At 69.6% G+C, this 14,120-nt stretch carries 15 protein-coding genes and 1 riboswitch; of the genes, 4 read left to right on the top strand and 11 right to left on the bottom strand.

Going from position 1 to position 14,120, the window contains the following annotated elements:
* Positions 1 to 25: 25 nt before the first annotated feature.
* From AC1DY7_RS00075 to thiO, 6 genes are all read right to left on the bottom strand, one after another.
* Positions 26 to 721, bottom strand: coding sequence for an ABC transporter permease (locus AC1DY7_RS00075; protein ID WP_477491610.1), 696 nt, complete (start codon positions 719 to 721; stop codon positions 26 to 28).
* Complete coding sequence (locus AC1DY7_RS00070) at positions 718 to 1,614, bottom strand: ABC transporter ATP-binding protein (RefSeq protein ID WP_477491609.1); 897 nt, start codon at positions 1,612 to 1,614, stop codon at positions 718 to 720. Before AC1DY7_RS00070 ends, AC1DY7_RS00075 begins: the two co-directional genes overlap by 4 nt.
* On the bottom strand, positions 1,611 to 2,372 hold the full coding sequence (locus tag AC1DY7_RS00065; protein WP_477491608.1) for an SGNH/GDSL hydrolase family protein: 762 nt from the start codon (positions 2,370 to 2,372) through the stop codon (positions 1,611 to 1,613). Before AC1DY7_RS00065 ends, AC1DY7_RS00070 begins: the two co-directional genes overlap by 4 nt.
* Entirely contained in the window at positions 2,369 to 3,133 is a 765-nt protein-coding gene (thiG, locus tag AC1DY7_RS00060) for a thiazole synthase (RefSeq protein WP_477491607.1), read from the bottom strand. The genes AC1DY7_RS00065 and thiG overlap by 4 nt, the downstream gene beginning before the upstream one ends.
* Complete coding sequence (thiS, locus tag AC1DY7_RS00055; protein WP_477491940.1) at positions 3,126 to 3,323, bottom strand: sulfur carrier protein ThiS; 198 nt, start codon at positions 3,321 to 3,323, stop codon at positions 3,126 to 3,128. The genes thiG and thiS overlap by 8 nt, the downstream gene beginning before the upstream one ends.
* Positions 3,307 to 4,323, bottom strand: a complete 1,017-nt coding sequence (gene thiO / locus AC1DY7_RS00050; RefSeq protein WP_477491606.1) for a glycine oxidase ThiO — start codon at positions 4,321 to 4,323, stop codon at positions 3,307 to 3,309. Before thiO ends, thiS begins: the two co-directional genes overlap by 17 nt.
* A riboswitch (TPP riboswitch) is annotated at positions 4,313 to 4,424 on the bottom strand. Its footprint overlaps the gene before it by 11 nt.
* Positions 4,425 to 4,458: 34 nt before the next feature.
* On the opposite strand from thiO, the gene thiE reads away from it, so the two are divergent.
* A complete protein-coding gene (gene thiE, locus AC1DY7_RS00045) occupies positions 4,459 to 5,094 on the top strand; it encodes a thiamine phosphate synthase (protein ID WP_477491605.1) in 636 nt (211 codons plus the stop codon).
* On the opposite strand, the gene AC1DY7_RS00040 is transcribed toward thiE, so the two are convergent.
* Positions 5,084 to 5,566: an NUDIX hydrolase gene (locus AC1DY7_RS00040; RefSeq protein ID WP_477491604.1), complete on the bottom strand. Its 483-nt coding sequence runs from the start codon at positions 5,564 to 5,566 to the stop codon at positions 5,084 to 5,086. The genes thiE and AC1DY7_RS00040 overlap by 11 nt on opposite strands.
* Positions 5,567 to 5,658: 92 nt before the next feature.
* Here AC1DY7_RS00040 and glnX point away from each other — a divergent pair, with 92 nt between their 5' ends.
* Genes glnX through AC1DY7_RS00025 form a run of 3 tightly spaced genes read left to right on the top strand, consistent with a single transcriptional unit; the run spans position 5,659 to position 10,207 of the window.
* Positions 5,659 to 6,975: a protein kinase G-activating protein GlnX gene (glnX, locus tag AC1DY7_RS00035; protein ID WP_477491603.1), complete on the top strand. Its 1,317-nt coding sequence runs from the start codon at positions 5,659 to 5,661 to the stop codon at positions 6,973 to 6,975.
* Positions 6,975 to 7,934: a glutamate ABC transporter substrate-binding protein gene (locus AC1DY7_RS00030; RefSeq protein ID WP_477491602.1), complete on the top strand. Its 960-nt coding sequence runs from the start codon at positions 6,975 to 6,977 to the stop codon at positions 7,932 to 7,934. The genes glnX and AC1DY7_RS00030 overlap by 1 nt, the downstream gene beginning before the upstream one ends.
* Complete coding sequence (locus AC1DY7_RS00025) at positions 7,934 to 10,207, top strand: serine/threonine-protein kinase PknG (RefSeq protein WP_477491601.1); 2,274 nt, start codon at positions 7,934 to 7,936, stop codon at positions 10,205 to 10,207. The genes AC1DY7_RS00030 and AC1DY7_RS00025 overlap by 1 nt, the downstream gene beginning before the upstream one ends.
* Here the strand turns inward: AC1DY7_RS00025 and gloA2 are convergent.
* The 4 genes from gloA2 to AC1DY7_RS00005 form a co-directional block, all read right to left on the bottom strand.
* Positions 10,204 to 10,590, bottom strand: a complete 387-nt coding sequence (gloA2, locus tag AC1DY7_RS00020; RefSeq protein ID WP_477491600.1) for an SMU1112c/YaeR family gloxylase I-like metalloprotein — start codon at positions 10,588 to 10,590, stop codon at positions 10,204 to 10,206. The genes AC1DY7_RS00025 and gloA2 overlap by 4 nt on opposite strands.
* Before the next feature lie 2 nt (positions 10,591 to 10,592).
* Entirely contained in the window at positions 10,593 to 11,708 is a 1,116-nt protein-coding gene (locus tag AC1DY7_RS00015) for an acetate kinase (RefSeq protein WP_477491599.1), read from the bottom strand.
* A complete protein-coding gene (gene pta / locus AC1DY7_RS00010) occupies positions 11,705 to 13,768 on the bottom strand; it encodes a phosphate acetyltransferase (RefSeq protein WP_477491598.1) in 2,064 nt (687 codons plus the stop codon). Before pta ends, AC1DY7_RS00015 begins: the two co-directional genes overlap by 4 nt.
* 39 nt (positions 13,769 to 13,807) lie before the next feature.
* Positions 13,808 to 14,120, bottom strand: a 313-nt coding sequence (locus AC1DY7_RS00005; protein WP_477491597.1) for an HNH endonuclease signature motif containing protein, incomplete at its 5' end; no start/stop codon positions are given.

Here is a 14,120-nt window from a genome sequence, read left to right as displayed (position 1 = left end):
AGGACCCCACGGTAGCCGACGCGTGTCAGGCGTCCCGGCGAGTCACCACCACGGCACCCACCGCGAAGACGGCGGCGGACACCGCGGCGAAGTACAGCGCCGACCCGGCGGGCCCCCACCACATGGTGAAAGTCTGCAGCCACGTGACGCCGGTGAACGCATTCGCGTTGGCGAAGGGCAGCAGCGGGCCGATCCGCGCCCCCAGTTGTGGGCTCACCCCGAGCAGCGGTTCCAGCACGAACGGCAACAGCAGCAGGACGGCGACGGCGGCGGCGGTGTGCCGCACCACGGCGCCGAGCCCGACCGCCAGCACCGCCCCCAGCACCGCGTAGAGCGTCACCGCGCCGACGACCCGCCAGTGCGGCCCGCCGGCGGTCAGCACGACCGACCCGAGCGTCGCGAGCGCACTCACCACCCCGGAGAACCCCGCGGCGACAAGCGCTTTGGCGGCCAGCACCCGGACGCGGTTCGGGGTGACCAGGAAGGTGGTGCGGATCATGGCCGTCCGGTACTCGCCGGTGACTGTCAGGGCCGACAGGATCATCAGGACGGGGACACCGAACATGGCCGCCCCCGACGCGGCCCGGTCCGGGGCCAGCGGGCCATAGGACGCGTAGGCCTGCAGCTCGGCCATCCCGAGGCTGAGCACCAGGACCGTCACGGCCATCCACGCCGGGGCACGGGTGGTCCGCAGTTTGAGGTACTCGGCGACGATGGTCATGCGCCGGCCCGGTATTCGGTGGCGTCGTCGGTGACGTTCAGGTACGCCTCCTCCAGGGAGGCGCGCGTCGCGGTCAGCTCGTGCAGGGTGATGCCGTTCCGGGCGGCCAGTTCGCCCACGACCTCGGTCGTGGCTCCCGCGACCCGCAGGGCGGTGTCCTCCCGCGTCACCGAGATGCCGTCTGCGGCCAGCACCCCGGCCAGCCGATCGGCCTCCGGACTGCGGACCAGGACGTCGGCCGATGCGGCCAGGAACTCGTCCATCGACGCGGTGCTGATCAACCGCCCGCGGCCGATCACCACCAACCGGTCCGCGGTGTTGGCCATCTCGGCGAGCAGATGACTGGAGACGAACACGGTGCGTCCCTCGTCGGCCAGTGTGCGCATGAAGGTGCGCACCCAGCGAATGCCTTCGGGGTCCAATCCGTTGACCGGTTCGTCGAACAGCAGCACCTGCGGGTCGCCCAGCAGTGCCGTCGCGATACCGAGGCGCTGGCTCATGCCCAGCGAGAAGGCCCCGGCGCGCTTGCCTGCGACGTCGGTGAGTCCCACCGCGTCGAGGACCTCGTCCACCCGGGCGGCGGGGATCCGGTTGCCTGCCGCGATCCAGCGCAGGTGCGCGCGGGCCGTCCGATTCGGGTGCACCTGGCGCGCGTCCAACAGCGCACCGACGGTGCGCAGCGGGTGGCGAAGTTCGTGGTAGCGCTTGCCGAGCACGGTCGCCGTGCCGGCGGTGGGCCGGTCCAGCCCGAGGATCATCCGCATCGTGGTCGACTTGCCCGCGCCGTTGGGGCCGAGAAACCCTGTGACGACGCCGGATTCGACGGTGCAGGTCAGGTCGTCGACGGCGGTGGTGTGCCCGAAGCGCTTGGTGAGGCCGGTCAGTTCGATCATGATGCCTGCTGCACGATCAGGTCGGCGACCGCACGCATCCCCGCGGCCGTGGGATGCAGCGGGGCAGGGCCACGACCGGGCAGCGGCAGCACGATCCAGCTCGGCTTGGTGGTCCAGGGTTGGCGCGACCACGGGTGGTGCTCGCGGCTGGCGGCCCCGGCGCGCACCACTTCACACCCCGTCTCGGCGGCCGCGTCGGCGGTGGCCCGTTCCAGGCCGTCGGCGACACGGTGCCCGAGGGCGAACAGGTCGGCGGGGATCGGGGGCGACGTGGTGTCCGCGGGCGGCAGCAGGGTGAGGTAGTCGACGAACAACACCCGCGCGCCCGGCGCGCACTCACGGATGGCGGTGCCCACCCGGACCAGGGCGTCGCGCACCGTCTCGAGCGCGGCGTCGCGGGCGTCCTCGTCGAACATGTCGCCGACCGGGGTCATCCGGCGCAGCAGGGACGGCAGCGCGGCGACGGACAGCAGCGGCACGTAGCCGACGTCGTTGCCGCCGATGGTGACCGTCACCAGCGACTCGGATCCGTCGAGGGCCTCGATCTGCGGCGGCACACCGTGTTGCTCTTCGTACAGGATGTGCGCGGTGGTGGCCCCGGAGAACGTGACGTCCACCAGATCCAGCCCCAGCCGCGCGGCCGTCAGGTGTGGATAGTTGCGGGCCGAGCGCATCGCCAGCACCGGCGCGCCGGGCGCGCGCGGCGTGATGCCGGGACCGGCGGCCATCGAGCTACCCAGCGCCACATAGCGTCTCACGGGGTGGTCGGACTCGATGCCTGCGCCCAGAACCGCTTGGGGATCCGGCCCGCCTGACGCGCCAGACGGCCGGCGGTGACGGCGGCGGCCATCGCGGCGGCCATCACCGGCGGATCGGCCGCCCGGGTGACGGCGGTGGCCAGCAGCACGGCGTCACAACCGAGTTCCATGGCCAGCGCGGCGTCACTGGCGGTGCCGATGCCGGCGTCCAGGATGACCGGAACGCCGGCCCGGTCCACGATCATCTCGATGTGGTGCGGGTTCGCGATCCCGAGTCCGGTGCCAATCGGCGAGCCCAGTGGCATGACGGCCGCGCAGCCGGTGTCCTCCAGCCGCTTGGCCAACACCGGGTCGTCGTTGGTGTAGGGCAGCACGACGAAGCCGTCGTCCACCAATTGCTCTGCGGCCCTGACCAACTCGATGGCGTCGGGCAGCAGGGTGCGCTCATCCGCGATGACCTCGAGTTTCACCCATTCGGTGCCCAGCGCCTCGCGGGCCAGCCGGGCGGTCAGCACGGCCTCGGCCGCACCGCGACACCCCGCGGTGTTGGGCAGTGGGGTGATGCCCAGGCGGTTGAGCAGATCCAGTACCCCGGTGCCGCTTTCGGCGTCGACGCGGCGCATGGCCACCGTGGTCAGCTCGGTGCCCGACGCGATCAGCGCCTCCTCCAGCACCGCGAGGTTGGCGGCGCCGCCGGTGCCCATGATGAGTCGCGAGCCGAACTCGCGGCCCGCGATCGTCAGCTTCCGGACGTCAGCCACCCTGCACCGCCGTCACCACTTCCACCCGGGCGCCATCGGTGAGCGCGGTGTGCCACGCCGAGCGCGGCAGCACCTCCCAGTCGACGGCCACCGCGATGCCCTTCTCCGGAAAACCCAAGTCGCTCACCAGTTCTTCGACCGTGATGGCGTCTCGGACGTCGGCCTCTTCGCCGTTAACCAGTAATTTCATCATGTTCCCAACGCTTGTCCAGTTCGAGGGCAATCCGCTCCGCCGTCCACGGCGCCAGCAGGAATCCGTTCCGTCCGTGCCCGGTGGCCACCAGCGTCCGTTCGTCCAGTCTGCCGACGATCGGCAGACCGTCGGGTGTCATCGGCCGTAATCCCGCGGCGCACTCGGCCAGTTCGTACTCCCCCAGCGCGGGCATCACGGCGCATGCGTCGTCGAGCAGGTCACGCACCCCGGTCACCACCGGGGCGGTGTCCCGGCCGTGTTCGTACTGGGTCGCGCCGATCACCACACCGTCGGCCCGCGGCACCAGGTACACCTGCCTGCCGTGCACGCGGGCCCGCACGACGCGCTGCGGCGCCGGCATGCAGCCCTTGCGCCAGCGCAGGCGCAGCACCTCACCCTTGACGGGGCGCACCTGCAGACCCGGCCACAGCGCCGGGGCGTCGATCCCGTTGGCGATCACCCGCAGCCCCGGTACGTCGGCCAGGTCCGTGACGGGCGGTGCCCACTGCACACCGAGGCCGTCGCAGGCCACCTGCAGCGCATCTACCAGCAGCCGGTTGTCCACCGCCAGTTCGGTCTCGGCCACGAAGCCGTGCCGGATGCCCTGGGCCAGCAGCGGCTCGATGTCGCGGGCCGCCGTCGTCGGGCTGACCGGCTGCCCCTGCGCGGAGAGCCAGTCCGCGACGGTGCGCAGGTCAGCGGCGTCGGCGCGGTCGACGGCCACCACCAGCGATTCGCGCGCGGTGACGACGTCGTCGGGCAATCCATTCAAGAAGCCGGTGTGCCACAGCTTGAGCGACTCCAGGCCCAACGCGAGCTGGGCGTCCTCCCCCGGCCAGCCCTCGCTGTGCGGGGCGAGCATGCCGCCGGCCACCCAGGAAGCACCGCGCGCGTCGGTGCGGTGCACCCGGACCGACCAGCCGTCCTGGGCCGCACGACGGGCGATCGACAGGCCGATGACGCCGCCGCCTATCACGGCAAGAGCACGTTCAGACATTCCCTCTCCCTTCGCCGGCATGACCCGGATCAGGTGTAACGGTCAGGGCCGGTGACTGGCCCACTCTCAGCCCCGTTCCCGGGACTCCCGTGTCGGCTGTCCAGCGTACTCGGCCGGGTGGCTAGCCTCGGTGCGGTGGATCCACGTAAGCGTCTCGCCGACGCCGGCCTGTACCTGTGCACCGACGCCCGGACCGCGCGCGGTGATCTGGCCGAATTCGCCGACGCCGCGCTGGCCGGCGGGGTCGACATCATCCAGCTCCGGGAGAAGGGGCTGGAGGCCCGTCAGGAGCTGGCGGCCCTGGAGATCCTGGCCGACGCGGCCCGCAGGCACGGCGCCCTGCTCGCGGTGAACGACCGGGCCGACGTGGCGCGTGCCGCGGGGGCCGACGTGTTGCACCTCGGCCAGGACGACCTGCCGCTGGATGTCGCCCGCGAGATCATCGGCGACCGTCCCGTACTCGGCCGGTCCACCCACGACGAGCAGCAGGTGGCGACGGCACTGACGGAAGCCGTCGACTATTTCTGCACCGGGCCCTGCTGGCCCACCCCGACGAAACCGGGCCGCCCGGCGCCGGGTCTGGACCTGGTCCGGCACACCGCCGCGCTGGCGCCGGCCAAGCCGTGGTTCGCGATCGGCGGGATCGACGCCGACCGGCTGCCCGAGGTGCTGGCCGCGGGCGCCCGCCGGATCGTGGTGGTGCGCGCCATCACCGAGGCCGACGACCCTCAGGCCGCGGCACGTCAGCTCAAGGCAGCGCTCACGGTGTGATCAGCGGGATGGTGGCGGTGACACTGCGCAGACGGTCCCAGCTGGCCGCGAAACCGGGATGCAGCGGCAGGTCGGTGACCTCGGCCTCCGGCACCCAGCGCAGCTCCGAGCTCTCCCGGTTGGGAATGGTGGTCAGCATCTCGACGGCGTCGGCGATGACCGTGGTGTACGACCAGCCCGGCACCTCGTGGGTGACCACCGAGATGCGCACCGTCATCTGTTCGAGAACGAGGCCGGCCTCCTCATGAGCTTCGCGTACCGCCGCCTCCTCGACCGATTCGTGGCTGTCCCTGGCGCCGCCGGGCAGGCCCCAGGTGCCGCCCTGGTGACTCCACGGGGCGCGGTGTTGCAACAGGACGGCGGCCGCCCCACCCGGACCGGGCGCGCGCAGCAGCAAGCCGGCCGCACCATGGCGGCCCCAGAAATGCCCACCGCCCTCGGACAACACCCATCCGTCACCGTCGCCACGCACGCGTTCAGGATAAGGGGCCGCGAATTCCCACACGTCACACCAATCTCTCTTAGACTTTCATTAATCACGTCTGGAGGGAGGGTGACGCACCCGTGACCGTGGAGTTGGCGCATCCGTCGACCGAACCGCTGGCGTCACGGTCGCCGGCCACCCCTGCGCACCCCAGATGGTGGTTCCTGTGGACCACGCCGGGCCGGATCCTGACCATCGGCATGGTGCTGTCCGCTCTCGTCATCGCCTGCGCCTTCGCGACGTCACGCACCGTCGATGACCGCCAGCAGGCGCTGACCACCGTGCTCAACCACACCGAACCGCTGTCGTTCGCGGCCGGCCAGCTCTACACCACGCTCTCGGTCGCCGACGCCGCCGCGGCGACGGCGTTCATCGCGGGGGCCGAACCCACCGCGGTCCGACAGCGCTACGAACAGGCCATCACCGATGCCTCGGTGGCCGTCACCCGGGCCTCCAGCGGATTGACCGACGAGCCGATGATCCAGCTGCTCGGCCGGGTCAACGGGCAACTGGCCATCTACACCGGGCTGGTCGAGACCGCCAGGACCAACAACCGGGCAGGCAACCCGGTCGGTTCGTCGTATCTGTCCGAGGCGTCGGCGTTGATGCAGACCCAGATCCTGCCCGACGCCCAGCGGCTCTACGAGTTCACCTCGGCGCGGGTCGACTCCGAGACCGCCGCCTCGGCCCGCATCCCGGCCTCGGTCATCATCGTCGTGACCGCGACCATCCTGTTCGGGCTGTTCGCCAACCGCTGGCTGGCCAGGCGGACGCGGCGCCGGGTGAACATCGGTTTTGTCGCGGGCGGACTGGCGGTGCTGATTATGGTGGTCTGGGTGGGTACCGCACTGGTCATCTCGACCACCGACAGCCGGAGTGCGAAAAACACTGCGGCGCAATCGTTGAAGACGGTCACCACGATGGCCATCACGGCACAGCAGGCCCGCGCCGACGAGACGCTGGCCCTGGTGCGCCGTGGCGATGAAGATGTGCGCAAGCAGTCCTACTATCAGCGCATCGACGCCATGCAGCAGCAACTGTCGATCTATCTGGGCAGTGACGACGTGAACAAGGGCGACCTGGCCGACGCCGAACAACTGCTGCGCAAGTGGCGGGCGGCCGATGACCGGATCAACGCCTACATCGCCGTCGGTGACTACCAGGCCGCCACCCAGGTGGCGCTCGGCGCCGGTGAGGACGACTCCACCCCCGCCTTCGGCAAGCTCGACGAGGCCCTCGCCAAGGGCATCGCGGACAGCCGCAACCAGTTGCGGACCGATATCGCCAACGCCCGCCGGGTGCTGGCCGGCGCGACGTTCGGCGCCGCCGCGCTGAGCGTGATCGCCGCGATCGCCGTCACGCTCGGTCTGTGGCCCCGGTTGAGTGAGTACCGCTAGTGAAAAAGCGTCTACTCACCCTCGCCACGGCCGCACTGGTCGCGGGCTGCTCCCAGAGCGCACCCGCCGCACCCATGCCGGAGGTGACGCTCCCGCCGCCGACCCCGGCGGGCATGCAGCAGTTGGCCCCGGATCCGTCCCCGGACCCGGTCCCCACCAACAACCATTGCGACCGCACCGCCAGCCTGCGCCCGTTCACCGACCGCAAGCAGGCCGAGGATGCGGTCGAGAAGATCCGCAACCGCGGCAGGCTCATCGTCGGGCTGGACATCGGCAGCAATCTGTTCTCCTTCCGCGACCCCATCACGGGCACCATCACCGGGTTCGACGTCGACATCGCCGGCGAGGTGGCGCGCGACATCTTCGGCACGCCGTCCCAGGTGGAGTACCGCATCCTGTCCTCGGCCGACCGGATCACCGCGCTGCAGAACGATCAGGTCGACATCGTGGTGAAGACCATGAGCATCACCTGCGCCCGTAAGGAACTGGTGGCGTTCTCCACCGAGTATCTGTCGGCCAACCAGCGCATCCTGGCGCCACGGGATTCGCAGATCAGGCAGGCCTCGGACCTCGCGGGCAAGCGGGTCTGCGCGGCGACCGGCACCACGTCGATGGAACGGGTCAAGCAGATCGACCCGCCACCGGTCATCGTGGAGACGGTGACATGGGCGGACTGCCTGGTGGCGCTGCAGCAGCGCCAGGTCGACGCCGTCAGCACCGACGACACCATCCTGGCCGGCCTGGTCAGCCAGGATCCGTACCTGCACATCGTCGGCCCGAGCATGGCCGAGGAGCCCTACGGCATCGGGATCGGCCAGGAGAACCCTGGCCTGGTCCGGTTCGTCAACGGCACCCTGGAACGCATCCGCCGGGACGGGACGTGGAACACGTTGTACCGCAAGTGGTTGACGGTGCTGGGACCGACTCCCGCCCCGCCGGTGGCGAGGTACGTGGACTGATGAGCGAGCCCGAGGCAGACGACCCCGGTACCCGGCCGGCCAGCCTGGCCGACCTGGAGGAGTTCGAGGATTTCGAGGACGACTCCGTCGCGACGGTCCGGCCGATGGCCACCCAGGCCGTGTACCGCCCGGACTTCGGCGATACGGACCGGGCCATGCGATCCTCCGGTGGCACCGCCACCACCGAGCCCACCGACCACATGACGACCGCGACCCGGCCCCGGTCCCCCATCCGGCGCCTCGGCGGCGGTCTGGTCGAGATTCCCCGGGTCACCGAACGCAATCCGCTCGCGGCGCTGATGACCAATCCGGTGGTCTCCGAGTCGAAACGGTTCTGCTGGAATTGCGGCAAGCCGGTGGGCCGCGCGTCCAAGGCGGGCCCGGCATTGTTCGAAGGGTCGTGCCCGCACTGCGGCAGCGCGTACTCGTTCCTGCCGCAGCTGAGCCCGGGCGACATGGTGATCGATCAATACCTGATCAAGGGCTGCATCGCGCACGGCGGGCTGGGCTGGGTGTATCTGGCGTTCGACACCAACGTGAACTACCGCCCGGTGGTGCTCAAGGGCCTGGTGCATTCCGGTGACGCCGAGGCGCAGGCCACCGCGATGGCCGAGCGGCAGTTCCTGGCCGAGGTCACCCACCCCGCCATCGTGAAGATCTTCAACTTCGTCGAACACGACGACAAGCACGGCGATCCCGTCGGCTACATCGTCATGGAATACGTCGGCGGAACCTCGCTCAAACAGCGCAAGGGCGCCAGACTTCCTGTCGCACAGGCCATCGCGTACATGCTGGAGATCCTGCCCGCACTCGGCTACCTGCATTCGCTCGGCCTGGTTTACAACGACCTCAAGCCCGAGAACATCATGGTCACCGAGGAGCAGCTCAAACTCATCGACCTCGGCGCGGTGTCCCGGATCAATTCGTTCGGATTCCTCTACGGCACACCGGGTTACCAGGCGCCTGAGATCGTCCGGACCGGGCCGACGGTGCAGACCGACATCTACACCGTCGGCCGCACCCTGGCCGCTCTGACGCTGAACCTGCGAACCCGCAAGGGCCGCTATGTCGACGGCCTGCCCGACGACGATCCGGTGCTGGTCAGCTACGACTCCTTCGGCCGGTTGCTGCGACGGGCCATCGACCCCGATCCGCGGCGGCGGTTCACCAGCGCCGAGGAGATGTCCAGTCAGCTGATCGGCGTGCTGCGCGAGGTGGTCGCACAGGACACCCGGGTGCCGCGACCCGGCCTGTCCACCGTGTTCAGCCCGCCCCGTTCGACGTTCGGGGTGGATCTGCTGGTGGCCCACACCGACGTATACCTGGACGGCCAGGTGCATTCGGAGAAGTTGACGGCCGCCGACATCGTCAGGGCACTGCAGGTTCCGCTGGTCGACCCGGCCGACGTCGGCGCGCCGATCCTGTCCGCGACGGTGCTCAGTCAGCCTGTGCAGACCCTGGATTCATTGCGTTCGGCCCGGCACGGCACCTTGGACTCCGAGGGCATCGACCTGTCCGAATCGGTGGAGCTGCCGCTGATGGAGGCGCGGGCGCTGCTGGATCTCGGTGACGTGGCCAAGGCCACCCGCAAGCTCGACGACCTGGCCGACCGGATCGGGTGGCGCTGGCGGCTGACCTGGTTCCGCGGGGTGGCGGCGTTGCTGACCGCCGACTATGAGACGGCCACAAAGTATTTCACCGAGGTGCTGGACACCTTGCCCGGCGAGCTGGCCCCGAAGGTGGCGCTGGCCGCGACGGCCGAACTGTCCGGCACYGCCGATGAGCGGAAGTTCTACGGCACGGTGTGGCGCACCGACAACGGCGTCATCTCAGCGGGTTTCGGGCTGGCCCGGGCCCAGTCCGCGGACGGCGACCGCGACGACGCGGTGCGCACCCTGGACCTGGTACCCGCCACCTCACGACATTTCACCACCGCGCGGCTGACCAGTGCGGTGACGCTGTTGTCCGGCAGGTCGATCAACGAAGTGTCCGAGCGGCAGATCCGGGACGCCGCCCGCCGGGTGGAGGCGCTGCCCGAAGGGGAACCGCGGGTGTTGCAGATCCGCGCGCTGGTGCTGGGCACCGCGATGGACTGGCTGGCCGACAACACGGCCAGCACCAACCACATTCTGGGTTTCCCGTTCACCCAGCACGGGCTGCAACTGGGCGTGGAAGCATCGCTGCGCAGCCTGGCGCGGGTGGCGCCCACCCAGGCGCACCGCTACGCGCTGGTCGACCTGGCCAACAGCGTGCGGCCGATGAGCACCTTCTAGAGCTCGTACAGTTCCAGCGGTAGATCGTCGGGATCCTTGAAGAAGGTGTACCGGCGTTCGGTGTGGACATCGAAGCGGACCGGTTCCACCGCAACGCCTTTGGCTACGAGCTCGCGCACCGCGGCGTCGAGGTCGTGGACGGCGAAGGCAAGATGGCGCAGACCTTGGGCCTCCGGGGCGTTGGGCCGCGGCGGTGGCGTCGGGAAGGAGAACAGCTCGATCTGCGCACCGTCGGGCAGCGCCAGATCCAGTTTGTAGGAGTCCCGTTCGGTGCGATGCACCTCACGGACGACCGTCAGGCCCAGTGTCTCGGTGTAGAAGCGTTTGGAGACAGCGTAATCCGCGCAGATCACCGCGACATGGTGGATGCGCTGCAGCCGCATCGTCAACCCTCCAACAGGGTGGCGCACGCGCGGGCGATGGCGAGTTCCTCGTTGGTGGGGATGACCAACACCGTGGTCGGTGACTTGTCGGCCGAGATGCGTCGCGCCACCCGCTCGGGGGCGGAGTTGAGACCTTCGTCGAGTTCGATTCCCAGCGCGGACAATCCGGACAGCGCGTCACGGCGGACCAGCGCGTCGTTCTCCCCCACTCCGGCGGTGAAGGTGATGACGTCCGCACGGCCCAACAGCGCCAGATACGCCCCGACGTACTTGCGCAGCCGGTGGATGTAGACGTCGTAGGCCAGCTGGGCGTCGGCGTCACCGGCGTCGATGCGTTTGTGCAGTTCCCGGAAGTCGGTTTCGCCACCCAGCCCGAACACACCGGAGCGGCGGTTGAGCATGGTCTCGATGTCTTCGACCGACATGCCTGCGGTCCGCCACAGGTACATGATGATGCCGGGGTCCAGGTCACCCGAGCGGGTGCCCATCACCAGGCCCTCCATCGGGGTCAGACCCATCGAGGTGTCGATCGGCCGGCCGCCCGCGATCGCCGAGGCCGAGGCACCGTTACCCAGATGCAGCACAATCTGATTCAGGGAATCCAGCGGGGCGTCCAGGAATCGGGCGGCCTGCTCGCTGACGTACCGGTGCGAGGTGCCGTGAAAACCGTAGCGCCGGATGTGCCACTGGTCGGCGACCTCGCGGTCGATGGCGTACTCCGCCGCCGCCGCGGGCAGATCGTGGAAGAACGCGGTGTCGAACACCGCGATGTGCGGTAGGCCGGGCAGCAGCGTGCGGGCCTCCCTGATACCCAGCACCGCCGGTGGATTGTGCAGCGGCGCCAGGGGCGCCAGCTCGTCGATGCGGGCCAGCAGGTCGTCGTCGATCAGCGTCGGCTGGTAGAAGTTGCGGCCGCCGTGCACCACCCGGTGCCCCACCGCCACCAGGTCATCGGTGTGCACGCCCGCCGCGGTCAGGCCGGCGAACACCTGCTGCAGCGCCTCGCGGTAGTCGGTGACGCGCTCCACGATGCCGCTGCACAACGACGTCCCGGAATCGGGCTCCAGCACCTGGTATTTCACGGAGGAGGAGCCCGAGTTCAGTACCAGTACGCTCATTCGCCCTGCGCCTGGATAGCCGTGATCGCCACGGTGTTGACGATATCCTCCACCAGCGCACCCCGGGAGAGGTCGTTGACGGGTTTGTTGAGGCCTTGCAGCACCGGGCCGATGGCGATGGCCCCGGCGCTGCGCTGGACCGCCTTGTAGGTGTTGTTGCCGGTGTTGAGGTCCGGGAAGATCAGCACGGTGGCCTGGCCGGCCACCGGCGAGTCCGGCATCTTGGTGATCGCCACCGACGGTTCCACCGCCGCGTCGTACTGGATGGGACCCTCCACCAGCAGGCTGGGTTCCCGTTCACGCACCAGTTCGGTTGCGGCCCTGACCTTGTCGACGTCGGCCCCGGTGCCCGAGGTGCCCGTCGAGTAGGACAGCATCGCGACCCTGGGATCGATGCCGAACTGCGCGGCGGTGCGCGCCGAGGAGATCGCGATGTCGGCGAGCTGCTCGGAGGTCGGGTCGGGCACGATGGCGCAGTCGCCGTAGGCCAGCACCTTGTCTTCCAGGCACATCAGGAAGATGCTGGACACGGTGTTGACGCCGGGTTGGGTCTTGATGATCTCGAAGGCGGGCCGCACGGTGTGGGCGGTGGTGTGCGCCGCACCCGAGACCATGCCGTCGACCATCTGGTTGTGCACCAGCATGGTGCCGAAATACGAGACGTCGTGGATGATCTCGCGGGCCTGCTCGACGGTGACGCCCTTTTTGCGGCGCAGTTCGGCGTACTGCTCGGCGAACTGGTCACACAGCTCGCTGGTGCGCGGGTTGAGCACCTGCGCGCCGTCCAGGTCGACGCCCAGTTCGGCGGCGCGCGCCCGCACCGCCGCTTCGTCGCCGAGGATTGTCAGGTCGGCGACCCGGTGCGCCAGCAGCCTGCCTGCCGCGCGCAGGATCCGGTCGTCGTCGCCTTCGGGCAGCACGATGCGCTTGCGGTCGTTGCGGGCGCGGTCCTGCAGCTGATAGGTGAACATCTGCGGGGTGACCACTTCGGGGATCGGAATGGCCAGCTGGGCAAGCAGATCCGCGATGTCGACGTGGGTCTCCATCAGCGCCAGGGCGGTGTCGATCTTGCGGGTCGAGGCCGCGGTGACCCGGCCGCGGGCCTTGGACACCGCGCGCGCGGTGTCGTAGGTGCCCGAGTCGGTGGCGATGACCGGCAGCCGCAGCTTGAGGCCGTCGACCAGTTTGGCAACCGCCGGGTGCAGCGCCAGCCCGCCGTTGAGGATCAGGCAGGCCAGCGACGGGAAGTTCTCGGCGGCATGGGCGCCCATCACCGCCATCACCACGTCGGAACGGTCACCGGGGGTGATGACGGCCATGCCGTCGCTCAGGCGTTCCAGCACATGTTCGGCGGTCATGCCCGCGACCAGCACGCTCAGCGCCTCGCGGCTCAGCAGCGCCTCGTCACCTCCGGTCAAGGTGCCGTTCACCGCGTCGCGCAGTTCGGCGACCGACGGGGCGACCAGCAGTGGTTCCTCGGGCAGCACATAGCTTTTCGGGCCCAGCGGTGCCAGCGCGGCGGCCACCTCGGTCAGCTGGGCGGGGTCGCAGCGGTTGGCCACCACCGCCGCCGTGTGCGCATGCTGGGCGCTGAGCTCGGCCAGGCAGAGTTCGACCACCTGGGCGACCTCGGCCGGGGTGCGATCCGAGGCCCGCACCGCCAGCACCACCGGGGCGCCCAGGTTGACCGCGATCCGCGCGTTGACCGCCAACTCGCTGGGGCTGGCGACATCGGTGTAGTCGCTGCCCACGATGACGACGGCGTCGCACTGGTCGGCCACGTGGTGGTAGCGCTCGACGATCTCGGCGATGGCGCCGTCCAGGTCCTCGTGCAACCGCTGGTAGCTGACCCCGACGCTCTCCTGGTAGTCCAGCCCGGCCGTGGTGCGGGCCAGCAGCAGCTCCAGGATGTAGTCCCGCTTCTCGCCGCTTCGTGCCACGGGCCTGAACACCCCCACCTTGGCGACCGTGGCCGCCAACCGCGCCAGGATGCCGAGCGCGATGGTCGACTTTCCGGTGTCGCCTTCGGGTGAGGCGATGTAGATCGCTGACGCTGCCATGGGTAGAGCCAACCAAATGACCGAACGTGAGCCAACTCGTCACGGGTCATCGGTGTCCGCTCCGGGTGGGTTGAGGAGTTCTTCGGGGTGGAAGTGGTGGTTGGTGCAGTCTTGGCTGGTGTCCAGTAGTGGTGGTGGGTGCCATCGGGCGCGGCCGGTGGTGGGGTTGATGGTGGTGGTCCAGCCGGTGTTGTAGGCCAGCAGGTTGTCGGGTCCGCAGCCCAGGATGATGGTGTCGGCATCGGTTGTGCCGCCGGTGGCCCAGTCGTGGACGTGGTTGGCCTGGCAGTGGTCGGCGGGGGCGAAGCACCCGGGTCGGGTGCAGCCACGGTCGCGTGCGATCGCCACCAGG

The sequence above is a fragment of the Mycobacterium sp. P2_H7 genome (genome assembly GCF_056403275.1).
This window is presented reverse-complemented; position numbering and strand designations above follow the sequence as displayed.